General features: G+C 49.0%; 12 protein-coding genes. 5 read left to right on the top strand and 7 right to left on the bottom strand.

Annotated elements, in window-relative coordinates; translation table 11 throughout:
• The first annotated feature begins 148 nt into the window (after nt 1-148).
• Nucleotides 149-1,609 (top strand): S41 family peptidase, encoded by a 1,461-nt coding sequence (locus VFS25_RS13385; RefSeq protein ID WP_326462657.1) that lies wholly within the window; start codon nt 149-151, stop codon nt 1,607-1,609.
• 249 nt (nt 1,610-1,858) lie between these two features.
• Here the strand turns inward: VFS25_RS13385 and VFS25_RS13390 are convergent, their stop codons facing one another.
• From VFS25_RS13390 to VFS25_RS13405, 4 genes are all read right to left on the bottom strand, one after another.
• Nucleotides 1,859-2,800, bottom strand: coding sequence for a M28 family peptidase (locus VFS25_RS13390; RefSeq protein WP_326462658.1), 942 nt, complete (start codon nt 2,798-2,800; stop codon nt 1,859-1,861).
• 112 nt (nt 2,801-2,912) lie between these two features.
• Complete coding sequence (gene feoB, locus VFS25_RS13395) at nt 2,913-5,048, bottom strand: ferrous iron transport protein B (protein WP_326462659.1); 2,136 nt, start codon at nt 5,046-5,048, stop codon at nt 2,913-2,915.
• A gap of 303 nt (nt 5,049-5,351) precedes the next feature.
• Nucleotides 5,352-7,166, bottom strand: a complete 1,815-nt coding sequence (locus VFS25_RS13400; protein WP_326462660.1) for a PspC domain-containing protein — start codon at nt 7,164-7,166, stop codon at nt 5,352-5,354.
• A 60-nt stretch (nt 7,167-7,226) separates the two neighbouring features.
• Nucleotides 7,227-7,565 (bottom strand): PadR family transcriptional regulator, encoded by a 339-nt coding sequence (locus VFS25_RS13405; protein ID WP_326462661.1) that lies wholly within the window; start codon nt 7,563-7,565, stop codon nt 7,227-7,229.
• Nucleotides 7,566-7,858: 293 nt separating this feature from the next.
• Here VFS25_RS13405 and VFS25_RS13410 point away from each other — a divergent pair, with 293 nt between their 5' ends.
• From VFS25_RS13410 to VFS25_RS13420, 3 genes are all read left to right on the top strand, one after another.
• Nucleotides 7,859-8,146 carry a hypothetical protein gene (locus VFS25_RS13410; protein ID WP_326462662.1) on the top strand — a complete coding sequence of 96 codons (288 nt, stop codon included), beginning with the start codon at nt 7,859-7,861 and terminating at the stop codon, nt 8,144-8,146.
• 186 nt (nt 8,147-8,332) lie between these two features.
• The gene (locus VFS25_RS13415; RefSeq protein WP_326462663.1) at nt 8,333-9,979 is read left to right on the top strand and encodes a SulP family inorganic anion transporter; all 1,647 of its coding nucleotides are present in this window, start codon (nt 8,333-8,335) and stop codon (nt 9,977-9,979) included.
• A 54-nt stretch (nt 9,980-10,033) separates the two neighbouring features.
• Nucleotides 10,034-10,714: a carbonic anhydrase family protein gene (locus tag VFS25_RS13420; RefSeq protein WP_326462664.1), complete on the top strand. Its 681-nt coding sequence runs from the start codon at nt 10,034-10,036 to the stop codon at nt 10,712-10,714.
• 100 nt (nt 10,715-10,814) lie between these two features.
• Here the strand turns inward: VFS25_RS13420 and VFS25_RS13425 are convergent, their stop codons facing one another.
• Genes VFS25_RS13425 through VFS25_RS13435 form a run of 3 tightly spaced genes read right to left on the bottom strand, consistent with a single transcriptional unit; the run spans nt 10,815 to nt 14,081 of the window.
• Nucleotides 10,815-11,951: a methionine aminotransferase gene (locus VFS25_RS13425; RefSeq protein WP_326462665.1), complete on the bottom strand. Its 1,137-nt coding sequence runs from the start codon at nt 11,949-11,951 to the stop codon at nt 10,815-10,817.
• A 57-nt stretch (nt 11,952-12,008) separates the two neighbouring features.
• Complete coding sequence (locus VFS25_RS13430; RefSeq protein ID WP_326462666.1) at nt 12,009-13,100, bottom strand: mannose-1-phosphate guanylyltransferase; 1,092 nt, start codon at nt 13,098-13,100, stop codon at nt 12,009-12,011.
• 6 nt (nt 13,101-13,106) lie between these two features.
• The gene (locus VFS25_RS13435; protein WP_326462667.1) at nt 13,107-14,081 is read right to left on the bottom strand and encodes a KpsF/GutQ family sugar-phosphate isomerase; all 975 of its coding nucleotides are present in this window, start codon (nt 14,079-14,081) and stop codon (nt 13,107-13,109) included.
• 154 nt (nt 14,082-14,235) lie between these two features.
• Between VFS25_RS13435 and VFS25_RS13440 the strand changes: the two genes are divergently transcribed.
• A partial coding sequence (locus tag VFS25_RS13440) for an ATP-dependent DNA helicase RecQ (RefSeq protein ID WP_326462668.1) occupies nt 14,236-15,587 on the top strand: 1,352 nt, incomplete at its 3' end.

The raw sequence follows: 15,587 nt of genomic DNA on the forward strand, positions 1-15,587 counted from the left end.
CCGGCAGATGATTTCAAGCTGTTGGCCGGTACAATCAGGGTTTCTGCAATATCAAGACAACTTTTACCCTTATATGTACGTAAATTGAAAAAACACGCGTTTAATTTTTATTACTTTCAGTATTAAACTACGTCAAAAATACCCTCATATGTTTGCCACTTTTCGCAAAACAGCCTGGGCTGCTGTAATAGCACTGTATGCCCTGGGAACCGCCTGTAAGAAAGACCATGGAACACCTGTAACACCTATTACAGATACAACCGGCACCGGTGGCACTATAGCCACAGTAAACGACTCTATGTACTTTATTTTTAAAGATGAGTACCTGTGGAACGATGTGATCCCGGACTCCGCCACCTTTAAGCCCAACAGCTACAGCAGCCTGAAAGATATGTTTAATGCCCTTATTGCATTTAAAAAGAATGCTGCCGGCAAAAATATGGACCGGTATGGTTTCCTGGATGACGGCGCTGTGGCCGGTGAAATTAATGAAGGCATTGCCGGCGATTTTGGGATGGACCTTGGCTATAACGACGTGAACGACCTGCGCGTGCTGTATGTATATGAGGGCTCTCCGGCATACAACCAGGGTATACGCCGCACCTGGCAGATAACGGCTGTTAACGGTAACTCCGACATCACCTACAATGAAGCCAATGTAGAACGCATCAGCAATGCTATATACTACAGCAGCAGCGTAACGCTTACACTTAAAAAGCCCGATGGTACATCCGTTACCGTTACCTTAAATACGGCTAATTATAATATTAATCCCGTGCTGTACAGCAGTGTGCTGAATGTGGGCGGTAAGCACGTTGGCTACCTGGTATTTAACCAGTTTATTTCCCTGGATAAAACCCAAACACAGCTGGACGCTGCATTTGATAAATTTGTTGCCGGCAATGTAACCGACCTGGTAATAGACCTGCGCTATAATGGCGGCGGCTCTGTGGAAACGGCCGAATACCTGGCCAACCTTATTGCGCCTGCTTCTGTAGGCACCTCCCTTATGTACAAGGAATATTATAATACCAACCTTACCAACCACCAATACAGCAACTACCTGAAAACCAAAAAGGTACCAGGCGCCAGCTATAGCTGGGGCGATGTGTTTGACGATTGGGTAAGCAACCCCTCTTTCTACTTCGAGAAAAAGAAAACACTGGATGTTTCCAACGTAGTGTTCATTGGCACCGGCTCTACCGCCTCTGCCAGCGAGCTGGTAATGAATGTGCTGAAGCCCTATATGACGGTGAAGCTGGTGGGCGACACCACGTACGGCAAACCCGTAGGTTTTGTAGGCATTACTATCGGCGGTAAGGACATGTATGCTGTTTCCATCTGGTCAAAGAATGCGCAGAACCAGGGCGATTATTTCGACGGATTTTTCCCCGATGGCGGCACGGCTACCTATGAGGATTTTTCCATTGACTGGGGCAGCACCAGCGAGCTGCTGCTGCGCAAAGCGCTCATTACCCTGGGCGTGCCTGAAAGTGAGCTGGGCCGCGTTAAGCAATCGACGGAAAGCCTGCGAACGCTCCGGGAAAATGCGGTTATACCCAATCCTCACTTTAAGGGTATGATAGAAACCCGGCGCAGGTTTAAATAGCTTTTTGAAAACCTTATATAAAGCAGCGGGCCCGCTCAAAATTTTGAGCGGGCCCGTTTTTATTTAAACCTTTGTTTACTTTTAATACCCTCTTTTGATCCTGCAGATAATAGTTTAATGTTCACACATCGCCTTATAAAGCGCAAGCGCTAAGTTTGATGGCCGCAATCCCTGCATTTATAAACATCCACACCCCGCAGCTGTGCTCAACAATGTGGGTGCGGTGTTGTCCGGCGAACACTTCTTACCTCAATAAATTACTTTAGACCTGGCCTTGTTGTTTCCTGTGAGCTCCGTGTCCACAATACCCAGCAGGGTACGGATGGTTTGTACCGCGCGGTAGTAAAAAGAGGGATCAATATGCGCAAACTCATCGCTGCCATGGTGATAGTCCGGGTGGTCCTCTACGCCCAGGTACAGGAAGGGAATACCTTTTTTATGAAACTCGTAATGGTCGCTCTGGTTGGTCCAGTTATTTCCACCATCCTCCGGCCGGTCATGCCCGGTAAGCAGGTGAATGCTGCTGCTGTCGGCCGCCTGTGTTACATACTTTTTTAGCTCGGGATATTGATAGGTGCCGCAGGCATACAACTCCTGCTTGCCGTTACGGCTCACCATATCCATATTCAGGTTCATGTGCACCCGTTCAACAGGCACGGGCAGCCGCTGTACAAAGGCTTTGGCGCCCTGCAGGCCTTCCTCCTCCCCGTCAAGCGCCGCAAATACCAGGGTATGCTGCGGCGGATGCTGCTGGTAGTACTTTATCAATGCCAGCAGCGCGGCTGTGCCGGAGGCGTTATCATCCGCACCGTTAAAAATACTGTCTGCACTGTTGGCCTGGCGGTTAATACCCAGGTGATCGTAATGCGCGGTAACAATAATCACGTTATCTGTTTTACCTGGTATATAGCCGTACAGGTTAGTACCCATGATCTTTTTATCTCCCTGCATAAAGTAAAAGGGATATTCATAGGTGCCGTGGAAAGGCTGCAGGCCGGCCTGCTTAAAACGGTCCATAATGTAAAATTGCGCCAGGCGGTTGCCTTTGGTACCGGTTTCACGGCCTTCAAATTTATCGGCGCTCAGGGTGCGGATGTCTTTTATTAATTGCAGGGAGTCAATAGCCGGACGTTGCGCCAGCGCTCCCAATACGGGCAACAGGGCAATGGTGACAAGCAGTAACCTTTTCATATATGCAGTTTAGGTTAGCTGCAATATACTGATTTAGGGAAACCGGTAGCTTTGTTTCCACTATGTTAAAAATAATACCAGCATACGCGGATAATGCTGCCCCGGGCCACGCCTATTTCAACAGCTGAAAGGCTATAAAGCTGCATACATATGCCAGCCCTGTCATATACACCAGCTGTATGGCCGGCATTTTCCAGGATTTGGTTTCCCGCCGCACAATGGCCAGGGTGCTCATACACTGCATGGCAAAAGCATAAAAGAGCATGAGTGAAAAGCCGGTGGCCATGGTGTACACCGGGCTGCCATCGGCCCGTACAGCGGCGTGCATTTTCTCCCGAAGGGTGGCATCATTGTCTTCCGGGCTTTCGCCTACGCTGTACAGCGTGGCCATGGTGCCAACAAATACTTCGCGCGCGGCAAAGGAGGTAATAAGGGCAATCCCTATTTTCCAGTCGAAACCCAGGGGGCGTATGGCCGGTTCTATTGCATGGCCCAGTATACCGGCGTAGGAGTTAGCCAGCTTTTCAGACTGGTAGGCCCGGTCCAGCGCATCATGCTGCTCAGGGTGGGCAGCCATCAGCTTTTCGTACTTGGCGTGTACCGGCTGCATTTTGCTGCCGGGTCCATAAGAGGCCAGGAACCACAGTATTACGGATATTACCATAATTACCTTACCGGCATCGGTAATAAAAATGCGGGCCTTCTCCACCATGGTGGTGCCTACATTTTTCCAGCGGGGCGCCCGGTACACAGGCAGCTCCATTATAAAATAGCTTTTTTCCTTAATGGCTATGAACCATTTCATAACCGCCGATATTACCAGGGCCATAAAAAAGCCCAGCAGGTAAAGCCCCATCATCACCAGGCCCTGAAGGCTTAATATGCCCAGCACCTTACGGTCCGGCACCACCAGGGCTATCATAATGGTATAAATGGGCAGGCGCGCAGAGCAGCTCATCAGGGGGGTTACCAGTATGGTTATTAAACGCTCTTTCCGGTTTTCAATACTGCGGGTAGCCATAATGGCGGGTACGGCACAGGCCACCCCGCTTATCAGGGGCATTACGGATTTACCGTTCAATCCCACCTGCCGCATGAGCCGGTCAGTTAAAAAGCTGATGCGGGCCATATAGCCGGTATCTTCCAGCAGGGTTATAAGCCCGAATAATATCATGATCTGCGGTATAAACACGGCTATGCCGCTGATACCAGCAATAACACCATTGATCAAAAGGTCGCTGAAGCGGTTGTCGGGCAGCAGGTCTGAAAGCCAGCCACCCAGCCAGCCAAAGGCCGCTTCGATCCCGTCCATAGGGTAAGAGGCCAGCCAGAATATGCTCTGGAACAGCAGGAACAGCACTGCCAGCAATATTACATATCCCCAAAAGCGGTGCAGCAATATGTTATCCAGCTTTTCTGTTTGCAGCTGTTTTTGCAAGGGGTCGGCCTCCACTACGGAGCCTTTCATAATATGCTTAATGCGGGCGTAGCGCTGCATTATTTCCTCTGCCTGCACCTTGGTTTTATTGAACCGGTGCTCCTGCAGGGCGTTTTTAACAGCCAGCTTTTGCCCCCCGTTCAGGAAATGCAGCTCTTCGCAGTTTACGGCAATGTGCAGGGCTGCATAGTCGCTGCGCACCGGCACATATTTCTTTATCTCATCCACTACCTCGGGCGCCATACTATGGCTGTCTATAAAGTCGCGGGCCGGTACGCCAAATTTATCCCGCGCCAGCAGGTCTATATGTTTTTTCAGCTCGGGAATACCTTTGTTCCTGCGGGGGTTAATAGCCAGCACCGGCACGCCCAGCTCCCGCTCCAGCCCGTTCAGGTCTATCTCCACGCCTTTTTTACGGGCAATGTCCATCATGGTAAGGGCTATAATTACCGGTATTTTAAGGTCTATGATCTGGGAGCAGAAGAGCAGGTTGCGTTTCAGGTTAGATGCATCTGCAATGATCAGGATCATGTCCGGCCGGTCTTCCCCCTTGGGGTTTACCAGCACATCATAGGTCACAAATTCATCCGCACTTTTGGGGTACAGGCTATAGGTGCCCGGGAGGTCTATAATATTGGCGTGTAAAGCACCGGAAATACCAGCGCTGCCGGTCTTTTTATCAACCGTTACCCCCGGAAAATTACTTACCTTCTGATTTAAACCCGTTAATGCATTAAAGAGGGAGCTTTTTCCACTATTCGGATTTCCTACCAGCGCAATGTTTATTGATGCATTTTTCGTTGCCTGCATTCCTTATCCTTATCATCGAAAGTTTCAAATATGCAAAGCTATACATTTAAAAGCGAGGGCAATGATCAAATCCGGAAAAAAAAAGCCGGCGGCGGGTTTGTTTTACCATCCGTATCACGTCAGCGGACGCATACTGCTATGCCGGCCGGGGTGCAGGTAGAAAACGGCGCACCGCTGTGGGCCGGTCCTTCATACCGCCGGCCTTTTCAAACGCATGGGCAGGTAAAAAATAAACCACGGTGGACACCGTGGCTTTCATTTCTTCTCGTTAACTATTGAACTTATTGTGATGAATGAAAAAATTTATTTCAGCATATTATACACACTGTAAACGATGAGGGAGGCGCTTTCCACGGCCGGCAGCTCCATGCTGGTAGTAATGGCTGCGGCAGGGGATTGTACAGAACCTGGCTTTCCTTCCGGGGCGTCCGGGGCTTTGGGCGCTTCCGGGGCATCTGGCGTGCGGGGCGCCTGGTAGCGGTAATGATCCTGCAGGGAGTCTTCCTGCTGCCGTTCTTCGTGGTGGCGTGAGCGCTTTTCAATATGAATGTTATCCAGTCCGTCGATGGTCATTTTCAGCTCTACCGGGCCGTCATGGTCCCAGTCGTCCCAGTTATCCCACCAGTCATCATTCCATCCGTGAATAAAGCGGTAGTGATGATAAGCGTCCCGGTCTACCTCCACATCCTTGCCTACAGGTACCCGTACCACAACTGTAATGCGCTGCTCGCGGAAGTGGGAGTTGCGGGGAATACTGATGCCGGCGGGCAGGTACAGTAAGGAGTCCTGCTGGTTCAGCTGGAACTGTATTTCCCGGGCCAGGGCTTTGGCCTGTGATACGGTGCGGCCGCGGGAGCTGCGCACCACCTCTACCTGGAAGCTGTCGGTAGTGCTTTTTTCCAGCTTTACGCGTATGTTGTCGATGATGGCGGTATCATCTGTTACACGCAGACCGCCTTCAAAAAAGTCCACATCATCCATTTCCACCAGGTCGTCTGTTTTCTTTATAACCAGCTTTCCTTTGCTGGGCTGCACCAGCGGATAAGTTTCCTTTTCGCGGTAGCTGGTACGGAAGTCCTTTACAATGGAAATAATAAGCCAGGTGCCGCACAGCAGGCCGGCTACCCACAGGAAGCTGAGGGTGTAGCCCACATAACGGTTGGTTTGCTTTACCCCGGTGAGCTTACGGATAAGGAAGATCACCAGCGCTACCACCGGTATGCCTATGAGCAGTATAACGGCGGGCCAGAACAGCGTATTTTGGAACGGAGTAGAGAGTAAGAGGCTTTTCAGCGGGAAGAGGGCCGCGGAGGAAGCAGCGATTGCAATACCGGCCACTATGAGGCAAAACAGTATTACCACTGCCAGGAAGTAAAAGAACCCTTTGGTCACAAACAACAGCACTTTCCCCAGGCCGGTAAAGAAATTGCGGAATATCCGCTCAATATCGTTACCAACCTGCCTTCCGCGGCCCTGCGAAAAATTTTTAATGTCGTTGCCTACCGTCTTGAACTGGCCTTTCATGGCGTTGATCTCATCCTGCACAGTGGCGCGTATATTGTTCAGGTCTACCCGCTCGCCGCGCATTTCCAGCTTTTCAGCGGCCGTGTTGGCTTCGGGAGTAGCGATCCATAATATAAAATACACCAGTATACCACTGCCAAAACCGCCAATGGCCAGCAGGGCAAATATGATGCGGAACACAACCGGGTCTACATTCAGGTAAGCCCCCAGGCCGCTGCATACGCCACCCAGTACTTTGTTGTCCGGGTCGCGGTACAGGCGCTTGCGCGGGCGCGGCATGGGAATGCCCTGTGCTGCGCCGGCATTATGCTGGGCGTTTTCTGTTGTAGCATCTTCCTCAAACTGCTCGGGGGTGCCCATGGAAGCTTTTACGGCCTCCACATCCTCATCGGTAATGCAGTGGGCGCCTTTTTTCAGCTTATCCTGGAATAATTCCGCTATCCGGCTTTCAATGTCTCCTACAATCTCGTCCGCACCATCTTCCCGTGCAAAATAGCGCTTCAGGCTATCGAGGTACTGCCTTAGTATCTCATAAGCACTGTCCTCTATAGGTATCAGGCGGCTGGCGAGATTTATGTTAATAATCTTTTTCATCGCTAGAGGTTTGATTTTCAACAGTGATAACTGCTAATAGATTTTAGGTGATATAATAGTTTAAAGGATGGTATTGTTTTGTGTAAGCTGGTGTACTGCGTTGGCCAGCTCGTTCCAGGTAGTTTCCAGTTCCTTGTAAAAGGCTTCGCCCTTTTCGGTCATGGAAAAATACTTGCGGGGCGGCCCGGAGCTGCTTTCCACCCAGCGGTAGGTTAAGAGTTCTGCATTTTTTAAACGGGTAAGTAAGGGGTACAGGGTGCCCTCCAGGATGTCCAGCTTCGCCTCTTTCATTTTTTCAATAATGTCTGAAGGATAAGCTTCTCCTTGCTTGATGACAGAGAGAATGCAGAACTCCAGCACTCCTTTCCGCATCTGCGATTGTGTGTTATCTATATTCATGGCAAGTGAGCTTTTTAACTTTACAATACAAAAATAGGGAAAATTTACTACTATGCAATACACAATACCATAGAAAGCAAAATAATTGGTTTAGAATATTACCTGCCAAAATCGCCAAATTAGCCATGGTGGCTCATTTGAATAAAAAACCAGCGTTTTCAGCAATTCTATTTATGTGATGAATGGCTAAATAAGAGGATGAAAATGCCGGCTTTGCCTTTTAACATTTTTTTAATTGTCGTATTTTCAAAGTGCCGACTTGGTTAATTAGCTTTGTGGCTCGTGTACCTGAAATGAAAAGGTTTCTCAGCATATGCCTCCTGGTACTTATGGGTACCCAGCTGCTCCCGATAAAGGAGATGGGCAGGCTGCTGTTTAACAACCAGATAGTGGAAGAGCACCCGGTAGATGGCAGCGTTGACATCATTAAGCTGTCCAAAGAAGTTAAATACTACAATCATTTCGACGACTTCCTGAAATTTGCTCCTGCATTATACCTGAATATAGTACAGTACCGTTTGTTTGAAGATATTCCTTCCGGTCCTGCCCGCGAAATACACGCCCCGCCTCCTAACTGTTAAGCATATTGTTTTTGTATGAACGCTTGCCGCTTCGGCAAGGCGTTTTTTCCTGTATTACATATTCACATGCTGTTTTACTGCGCCGATGCCAGTTTGATATGGTAATTGCTTTTGCATCCAATATTAAATGCTCCGCTGTTGCCAGCTGTGTGAATGAACCCTTAACAGTTAAATCCCTTTGCGATTATGAGCAAACAACCTTCTTTGTTCGCAAATGTAAAAGGCGACCTTTCATCGGGGGTGGTCGTTTTTTTAATAGCAGTACCCCTTTGCCTGGGTATTGCCCTGGCCTCCGGCGCACCTTTATTTTCAGGTATGATAGCCGGTATTATCGGCGGCCTGGTAGTTGGCTCCCTGAGCGGCTCCCAGCTGAGCGTAGCCGGCCCTGCTGCCGGTCTTACAGCCGTAGTGCTGTCCGCCATTACCCGGCTGGGCGCTTTTGATACATTTCTGCTGGCCGTTTTTATAGGCGGGGCCCTGCAGCTGGGCCTTGGCTTAATAAAAGCAGGTACCGTGGCTAATTACTTTCCTTCCAATGTGATCAAAGGCATGTTAAGCGCCATTGGCATCATCATTATTTTAAAGCAGATACCGCATGCTTTCGGGTACGATAAAAATGCCGAGGGTGATTTTACCTTTATACAGGTAGATGGTGATAACAGCTTTACGGCCCTGCTCTCCGGTATTAACCATATTCACCTGGGCGCTACCCTTATTACCCTTGTATCTGTTCTGATTATTGTGTACTGGGGCAAAATTCCTAAGCTGAACATGTTACCCGCCGCCCTGGTAGCTGTAGTTACCGGCGTGCTGCTGAACACACTCTTTATCAGCACAGGCAGCAGCCTGGCATTAGCGCCCTCCCACCTGGTGAACCTGCCGGTGGCAGGCAGTTTCGGGGACTTTATAGGCCAGTTCACTTTTCCCGACTTCAGCGCTTTTGCCAATAAAGAGGTATGGCTGGTAGGTATTACCATTGCCATTGTTGCTTCTGTAGAAACCCTGCTGAATGTAGAGGCTACGGACAAGCTGGATCCGCTGAAACGCCATACTTCCCCTAACCGCGAGCTGCGCGCACAGGGTGTTGGCAACATGGTAAGCGGTTTAATAGGCGGCCTGCCCATTACCTCCGTAATCGTGCGCTCTTCTGCCAACATTAATGCCGGCGCCCGCACCAAGCTGGCTACTATTACACACGGTACACTGCTGCTGGTTTGTGCGGCTTTAATACCGATGCTGCTGAATAAAATACCGCTGGCCACCCTGGCCGCCATACTGCTGGTTACCGGCTATAAGCTGTGCAAGATTTCCATATTCAAGGAAATGTTCAGCAAAGGCAAATACCAGTGGGTGCCGTTTGTGGTAACGCTGGTGGCCATTGTACTTACAGACCTGCTCGTGGGCATTGCACTGGGCATGGCGGTAAGCGTAATTGCTATTTTAAGGGGCAACATGAAAAGCCCTTATTACTTCCGTAAGGAGCAGTACCATACCGGCGACACCATCCGCCTGGAGCTGGCGCAGGAAGTATCGTTCCTCAACAAAGCCAGCATACTGCTTACACTGGATCATTTGCCGGAAAATTCTGCTGTAGTAATTGACGCCGCCAATACCGTGTACATTGATCATGATGTGCTGGAGATTATCCGTGAATTTAAAGCTGTGAAGGCGCCGCAGAAAAATATAAGTGTTGTGCTCACCGGTTTTAAGAATGTGTACAATATAGCCAATACGCCGCATGAGGGAAACGATGAACCGCTTCAGAGCGGGCATGTACAGGTTATTGCCTCCGGCAACCATGAGCAGCTGTTAAAGGAACTGCAGCCGAATTAAACCGGCACTATGTTCCCGTTCTTTTTTATTAATGAACCATAACTAACGCACACAATGAAAACATTAAATAAAGCCGACCAGGCAAACCTTACTCCTGAACAAACTTTAGAACTTTTAAAGCAGGGCAACAACCGCTTTGTAGATAATTTACGGATTAACCGCAACCTGCTGCAGCAGGTGAATGAAACATCGGACGGGCAATGGCCTATGGCTGCTATTGTAAGCTGCATGGACTCCCGCATTTCCGCGGAGTTAATTTTTGACCAGGGGCTGGGCGATATTTTCAGTATACGTTTAGCCGGCGCCGTTATCAGCGATAATGTGCTGGGCAGCCTGGAGTACGCCTGCAAGGTAGCCGGCTCCAAATTTATTGTGGTACTGGGCCATACCAAATGCGGCGCCATAAAAGGCGCCTGCGATTATGTGGAGATGGGTAACCTTACGGGGTTACTTAATAAAATAACCCCTGCCGTGTATGCGGAAAAAACAGTGCATGAGCACCGGAATTCCCAAAACCACGCCTTTGTGGATGCGGTTACGCGGTTGCATACAGAGCGCTCTGTAATGGCTGTAATGGAACAAAGTGTAATACTGCGCGATATGATCCTGAAAGGCCAGGTAGGCATAATAGGAGCCGTATATGATGTTGAAACCGGTATTGTGGCCTTTCTTGAGCACACCAGGATGTTAGGCTCAGCAAGTTTGCACGAGCAGGAGCTGGTTGTCGTTAGCTAACCGGTTTTTTAGTACCATAAGCATTTCGTACTGCTCGTAATACAAAGGACAGCCGTTTCCTTTTTAGGAAATGGCCTTTTTTTAATTATGAATTATTTAATTACACGCCAGTGAGGCGTTCCGCCGCCTGCTCAAGGGTTTCGTTCCGTTTTGCAAAGCAAAAGCGTATTACGTGGTCGTCATGCCCGTTTTGGTAGAAAGCAGATACCGGAATACTGGCTACGCCAAATTCTTTGGTCATACGAATGGTGAAGTCCTTATCGCTTTCATCGGAGATCTGATCATAGCGCATTAGCTGAAAGTAGCTGCCATGGCAGGGCAGCGGGGTAAAACGGGTACCGGCCATCAGCTGCAGGAAGTAGTCTCTTTTTTCGTGGTAAAAAGCAGGAAGCAACAGGTAATGTGATGGTGTTTCCAGGAACCTGGCCAGGCCATATTGCATAGGCGTATTCACTGAAAAGCAAAGGTACTGGTGCACTTTGCGGTACTCCTGCATTAGGTGCGCCGGGGCTATGCAGTAGCCCATTTTCCAGCCGGTTACATGAAATACTTTCCCGAATGAAAAGGTAACAAAGCTATTGCGGAACAGGTTGGGATATTTTAAAATACTGTGGTGCTGCCGGCCATCGTACACCAGGTGCTCATACACCTCATCACTCAGCACCAGCAGGTTATGCGCCGCCACCAGCCGTTCTAATTCCCGTATATCCGTTTCCGTTAATATGCTGCCGGTAGGGTTATGCGGGGTGTTCAGCATAATCATACGGGTGCGGGCGGTTATTTTACTGCGTACCAGCTCCCAGTTTATGCGGTATTCTGGGAAAGTAAGCGGTACCAGCACCGGCACACCGCCGTTCACCAGCACATTGGGTATATAGCTGTCGTAGGCCGGTTCAAAAATAATTACCTCATCGCCGGGTTGTATGCAGGTGGCTATGGCGGTAAATATGGCATAGGTGCCGCCGGGCGTAATAGTGATCTCTGTACCCGGGTTTACGGTTTGCCGGTAGGCGTTGTATACTTTTTCTGCAATGGCTTCCCGCAGCGATGGTATGCCTGCCATAGGCGCATACTGGTTATGGCCCTGCTGCATGGCGGCATACACCAGCTCTTTGAGGGTTTCGTCGCAGTCAAAATCCGGGAAGCCCTGTGAAAGGTTAATGGCTTTGTGCTCTGCCGCCAGGGCAGACATTACGGTGAAAATGGTAGTACCTACGTGCGGAAGCTTTGAGATCATATTTTGCACATTGCCGGTTTCAACAAATCAATTAATACTCAAACGTAATTCGTAATTCTATAAAAATTTGTCGCCCTTATTCCGCTTCACTTCCGCCACGTATTCTTTTATCTGCTGCTCATTTTCTTTTTTGCAGATCAGCAGCACATCATGGGTGTCTATAACAATAAACTCATCCAATCCCTGCAGCACAACCAGCTTATCCGGCGATGCTTTTACCATACACTTGGTGGCATCTATTACCACTACATTCTTGCCCTGCACGGCATTGCCCAGGTAATCTTTTTCCAGGTTCTCATAGGCCGATGCCCAGGTACCCAGGTCGCTCCAGCCAAAGTTGGCGGGTATTACGTATACATTATCCGCCTTTTCCATTATGCCGTAGTCAATGGAAATATTGGTGCACTGCGGGTAAATATTGTCAATAACATCCCTTTCTTCATGCGTGTTTAACGCTGCCCTGCCCTGCTCAAACAGCTCGTCAATTTCCGGCAGGTATTTTTTAAACGCAGCAATAATGGTTTTCACATTCCATACAAAAATGCCGGCGTTCCATAAAAAGTCGCCGCTTTGCAGGAATGTTTTAGCCAGCTCCAGGTTGGGCTTTTCCGTAAAGGTTTTAACCTTGTACACATTGTCGGCTACCTGCTGCGTTTCAAATTGTATGTACCCATAGCCCGTATCGGGGCGGGTAGGTTTTATACCCAGCGTTAGCAGGGCGCTGTGCTTTTGCACAAACGTGAGCGCGTTCAGGCAGGAGGCAATAAAGGCAGGTGCGTCCAGTATCAGGTGGTCTGCAGGAGCGCAAACCATGCACGCCTCCGCATCCTGCTGGTGTATTTTGTAGGAAATATATGCAATGCAGGGCGCAGTATTCTTACGCGAAGGCTCGCACACCACGTTGGCACCCGGCAGCTCGGGCAGCTGCTCCTTTACCTTGGCTTCATAATGCTGGTGGGTAACAACAAATATGTTCTGCGTAGGCACAAACTGTGCAAACCGTTCAAATGTCCACTGCAGCAGGGTTTTCCCGGTATTCAGTATATCCAGGAATTGCTTGGGGTAATCTGTACGGCTGTAAGGCCAGAAACGGCTCCCTATTCCTCCGGCCATAATGGCCACGTAAAAATGCCTGTTCATTTGTTTCATCGCTTGTCAAATAATCCCTTCCCTGATAAGGTCATGTAAATGAATGATGCCAATATACCGCTTATCTTCCATAACCAGTAACTGGGTGATATCATGCTGCCGCATTTTTTCCAGGGCGTTAATAGCCAGTTCGTCTTTTTGTATATGCTTGGGGTGCGTTGACATAATATCCTTTGCAATCACCCCCGCGGTATCAATACTTTTTTCCAGCATGCGGCGCAGGTCACCGTCTGTAATAATACCTCTCAGCTCTCCCTCATGGTCCATTACCGCAGTTACGCCCAGCATTTTGGAAGATATTTCCAATATTACATCCCGCAGGGGACTTTCCAGCAGTACCCGGGGTGTGGAATGATGCCGGCTCAGGTCCCCTACCTTTAAATACAATTTTTTGCCCAAAGTGCCGCCGGGATGAAATTTGGCAAAATCTGCCGCAGTAAACCCGTGCCACTCTATCAGGCATACGGCCAAGGCATCGCCCATAGCCAGCTGAGCCGTAGTGCTGGTGGTGGGGGCCAGGTTATTGGGGCAGGCCTCCTGGGTAACAGTGGTGTTCAGCACCAGGTCGGCCTCCTGTGCCAGGTAAGATCCTGCGTTGCCTACCATGGCTATCAGCGTGTTGCCAAAACTCTTTACCAATGGTACCAGCACCTTTATTTCCGGGGAGGTGCCGCTTTTTGAGATGCACAGCACCACATCCTGCTCCTGTATCATACCCAGGTCGCCATGAATGGCGTCGGCGGCATGCATAAACAAGGAGGGGGTACCTGTAGAATTTAAGGTGGCCACCAGTTTCTGGCCAATAATGGCGCTTTTGCCAATACCGGTTACCACCAACCGTCCCGCACACCGGGCAATAATTGCCACAGCCTTCTCAAAATCTTCATCTATAAACTGCTGCAGGTCCTTTATTGCAGCCGCTTCAACCTGGAGGGTCCGCTTTGCGGTTTCACGGATGTTAATAGTTGTTGTCTTTTTCATCTTGGCGGCACAAATTTACCTCAGTTTATATAAATTCTATTGTAATTCAGGGCTTTTTTAAGTAACTTCGTGTCCCCTAAAAATCATATAGCCAATAACTGTAATTTGTTAGTTCTTTAGAGTTTAGAATATATATTGTTAAATCTTGAATGCAATGGCTGTTGTAAAGGTAAGTTTGTTAGATGCATTACACGAACACTTTGGGTTCGATTCCTTTAAGGGGAACCAGGAGATTATCATAAAAAGCATTCTTTCTGGGAAAGATACTTTTGTAATTATGCCAACCGGGGGAGGGAAATCACTTTGTTACCAGTTACCCGCATTAATCAGTCCCGGATGCGCGCTTATTGTTTCTCCCCTTATTGCGTTGATGAAAAACCAGGTAGACCTGGTTCGTTCTTACAGCAGTAAGGATAATGTTGCACACTTTCTCAATTCCACCTTATCAAAAGCGCAGATAAAAAAAGTACGTACCGACCTGCAAAGCGGCAAAACCAAGCTGCTGTACGTGGCGCCGGAAACGCTTACCAAACAGGAAAATCTCGACTTTTTCCGTGACCTGGAAATTTCCTTTATAGCGGTAGATGAAGCCCACTGTATTTCAGAATGGGGACATGACTTCCGGCCGGAATACCGCCGCCTGAAGGAAATGATAGAGCAAATCAATGCCAACCTGCCCATTATTGCCCTTACCGCCACTGCTACTCCCAAAGTACAAAGCGATATTGTTAAGAACCTGGGCCTGCGCGATCCGCAGATATATATATCATCCTTTAACCGGCCTAACCTGTATTACGAAATAAGGCCCAAACGCAAGAAAGATCAAACCATCCGCGAAATCGTAAAGTTCATTCACTCCCATAAAGGTAAAAGCGGTATTATTTATACCCTGAACCGTAAAACCACGGAGGAGCTGGCCGATATGCTGGTGGCTAATAATATTAAAGCCGTGGCTTACCACGCCGGGCTGGATGCCAATACCCGCGCGCAGCGGCAGGATATGTTCCTGCTGGAAGAGGTAGAGGTGATTGTTGCCACCATTGCCTTTGGCATGGGGATAGACAAGCCCGATGTACGTTTTGTGATCCACTACAACATTCCCAAAAGCCTGGAAAACTACTACCAGGAAACAGGGCGCGCCGGGCGCGATGGCCTGGAAGGTATTTGCCTTTGCTTTTACAGCCATAAAGACGTACAAAAGCTGGAGCACCTGATGCGCGATAAGCCGCTGAGCGAGCGGGAAATGGGCGCACAGCTGATTAATGAAACCGTTGCATATGCCGAAAGCTCCGTATGCCGCCGTAAAGTAATACTGCATTACTTTGGGGAGCACCTCGACAGGGAAAACTGCGGCAACTGTGATAACTGCCGCAATCCCAAGGAAAAAATAGAGGTAAAGAACCGGGTGGTAATTGTGCTCAAAGCCATTAAAGCCCTGGAAGAACGTTTTGGTACCGAGTATGTTGTAAATATCATTACCGGCCGGTCAAACCCGCAGATCACCAC

The organism is Chitinophaga sp. (assembly GCF_035761305.1).
Lineage (GTDB): Bacteria > Bacteroidota > Bacteroidia > Chitinophagales > Chitinophagaceae > Chitinophaga.

What these genes read in the sequence shown, in the direction of transcription:
- VFS25_RS13425 (WP_326462665.1), bottom strand. Translation starts at nt 11,951, where the DNA reads ATGATCTCAAAGCTTCCGCACGTAGGTACTACCATTTTCACCGTAATG.
- VFS25_RS13420 (WP_326462664.1), top strand. Translation starts at nt 10,034, where the DNA reads ATGAAAACATTAAATAAAGCCGACCAGGCAAACCTTACTCCTGAACAA.
- VFS25_RS13435 (WP_326462667.1), bottom strand. Translation starts at nt 14,081, where the DNA reads ATGAAAAAGACAACAACTATTAACATCCGTGAAACCGCAAAGCGGACC.
- VFS25_RS13400 (WP_326462660.1), bottom strand. Translation starts at nt 7,166, where the DNA reads ATGAAAAAGATTATTAACATAAATCTCGCCAGCCGCCTGATACCTATA.
- feoB (WP_326462659.1), bottom strand. Translation starts at nt 5,048, where the DNA reads ATGCAGGCAACGAAAAATGCATCAATAAACATTGCGCTGGTAGGAAAT.
- VFS25_RS13430 (WP_326462666.1), bottom strand. Translation starts at nt 13,100, where the DNA reads ATGAAACAAATGAACAGGCATTTTTACGTGGCCATTATGGCCGGAGGA.
- VFS25_RS13390 (WP_326462658.1), bottom strand. Translation starts at nt 2,800, where the DNA reads ATGAAAAGGTTACTGCTTGTCACCATTGCCCTGTTGCCCGTATTGGGA.
- VFS25_RS13410 (WP_326462662.1), top strand. Translation starts at nt 7,859, where the DNA reads ATGAAAAGGTTTCTCAGCATATGCCTCCTGGTACTTATGGGTACCCAG.
- VFS25_RS13385 (WP_326462657.1), top strand. Translation starts at nt 149, where the DNA reads ATGTTTGCCACTTTTCGCAAAACAGCCTGGGCTGCTGTAATAGCACTG.
- VFS25_RS13415 (WP_326462663.1), top strand. Translation starts at nt 8,333, where the DNA reads ATGAGCAAACAACCTTCTTTGTTCGCAAATGTAAAAGGCGACCTTTCA.
- VFS25_RS13405 (WP_326462661.1), bottom strand. Translation starts at nt 7,565, where the DNA reads ATGAATATAGATAACACACAATCGCAGATGCGGAAAGGAGTGCTGGAG.